This is a genomic window from Endozoicomonas sp. SESOKO1, from assembly GCF_024606265.1.
Classification (GTDB): domain Bacteria; phylum Pseudomonadota; class Gammaproteobacteria; order Pseudomonadales; family Endozoicomonadaceae; genus Endozoicomonas.
The window spans coordinates 1-2,356 of record NZ_JAHHPP010000210.1 but is presented as its reverse complement, the minus strand read 5'-3'; the positions used below and the strand labels follow the sequence as shown (position 1 = coordinate 2,356).

Here is a 2,356-nt window from a genome sequence, read left to right as displayed (position 1 = left end):
ATGGGCATTGGCGCGCACATAGACGTCGGCACCATTCTCATTGGTCACGCCACTGTTGATGGTTGAATCTTTGATATAGGCTTTGGTGGCATTGTAGGTGCCGTTGGTAGCCACGTTGGCATTGATCGCCACGGTCTTGCCGCCGGCACCACCCACCGTAATAGCACGCTGTTTGGTTCTTGATGTGGCGTTCACCACCAGACCGTTGACAGACTCTTCGGTGCGGTTCACCGAGAGCAGATCAAACCCGCTGGTCAGATCATTCATTGATACCGAATCAGGGTCAGAATCATCCCCAGCTGTGGATAAATCCGGCAGATCACCGTAGCCCTGCAGGTCACCGGTATCCACCTGCATGGTGCTGCCCTTGCCTTTGGCGATCACCACCGCATCATCAATGTAGGCTTCTGTTTTGCCATATTCCATGGCTGTGGAGATGGCCACAGCACCGGCACCACTGTCGAGACCAATACCCACAGCGCCACTGCCAACCAGGTTGACACTCAGTGCATCGGCATTGACCAGGACATTATTCCAGGCTTCAACCCGGGCATCCTCAGCAATCCTTGCCGTTACATCGCCGTCTATAACACCGGTCCCCACCGAGCCGGCCAGGGAAACCTGTTTCGAGGCGGCCACCCCGGCATCAATGGTTAATAGCCAGTTTCTGCGGAAGGCATCCACTATCAGGTTCTGTGCCTTTAACGTGGTGCTCCCCGCTGTACTGCCATTGCCCAGTACCTCTGCCGTCACATCGGAATCCACCCGGTTGGTGGCAATGGCGACACCACCGGCCGAACCGTTACCGGACCCTGCGCCCATCCAGGCGGTGGCGACACTGTCGGTGTAATCCTGCCCCTTGACGGTGATATCGCCACCATTGCTGGAAGAAGCGGCACCGGAGCGATTGGTGGCCGTATCCTTGATGGCCGCCTGAATGGTCTGATCAACATTATTGGTGGAAATCGCACCGGCAAAACCAATGCCGCTCTGACCAAGGGAAGCACCAATGGCAATGGCATTGCCCACCAGCAGATTCTTATTGTTTGAGGTACCACTGAGGGCTTTGACCGTCAGGTCTTCATCCACTTTCAGCGTGGTATTACTGACCCTCGCTTTGGTGGAGTGTTCATCGGTTCCCACAAGATTGAGGGCAACGGCCAGACCACCGGCATTGGCACCACCCTGCCCGCTGGCAACAGCTACCGAGCCAGCGACGTTAATCATATCCATATCATTCTGGGCGGTGACCGCCACATCAGACGCATTGATGGTGCCTTTATCGCTGCCATCCCAGTCGCCAATCTCTGCCAGAATCTGGTTATTGAGCCGGTTCACGGCCACTGAACCAACACCGGAAAATCCGCCGGTACCCACCCCCACACCGATGGCGACGCTGTAGAGTAGTGAGTTATCACGGGCATTAACATTTACCGTGGCCCCGGTGTTGTCGTTCTTGTTGATATTGCTGTCGACAATGCGGGCTTTGGTTTCGCTTTTTACATCCGCATGGGCGTAAGAGATGCCGAGGTTCTTTTTACCCACCTGGACCACACCAGCCACGGCAATAATCCGCTTGCCTTCGCTGTTGTAACTGTAGGTTGAGCCACTGCCGTCTTCTGTTGTATGGACATTGGTATTGTCCATGGCTTCAGCGCCGCTGAAGTCAAAGTCTTTATTGGTAGCACTGCTGCCCAGGTTACTGATGATGGTGTCGAGATCGCCGTCTTTTTCCCCAGTGGCATTGACATTCACCGTGGTTGCACCGGATATATCCGCGCCCTTGACCAGTGCTTTGGTGTCCGCACCGATGGAGCCAATGGCAAAGCTGCCCTGGAAGCCGAGAGAGTCCTCAAGATTATCGTTATAGCCGACACCCGCCGCACCAATACCGATCCGGTTCAGGCTGCGGGCACTGATATCAATCTGGTCAAAATTGGTAATAGTAGAACGGCTGCTGCCACTGAAATCGATGATTGCTTCTGTCGCTTTTCCTTTGTAGACATCCTCATCGTAGGCGGAACTGAGGGAATTATTGCCATCAGGATTGGCATTACCCACAATGGCCGAGGGATCATTGATTTCGGCAAAGGTAATGGCCAGACCTCCCCCCTGTTTACCACCGCCATAAAGCGTGCCACCACCGACGCCCACATAACTGTTGTTGTAGGCAGACACCTCCAGATCGTTATCCGCCCCATTATTCGAGCTGATTGACGAGCCTTCGATTCTGGCCGAGGTACCGTCGTATATCTGGGCTCCGGAAATGGACAGGGCACCGTTGCGGGTCAGCTGGGAATTGCCCGCCGGGCGGGTGACAGAAAGCGCCAGGGCAACGGAGTTTAACTCGCCGCCG

General features: G+C 55.2%; 1 protein-coding gene. It reads right to left on the bottom strand.

Annotated elements, in window-relative coordinates; all coding sequences use genetic code 11:
• The coding region (locus tag KDK13_RS09755) for a hypothetical protein (protein WP_257284789.1) at positions 1–2,356 on the bottom strand (2,356 nt) is incomplete at both ends.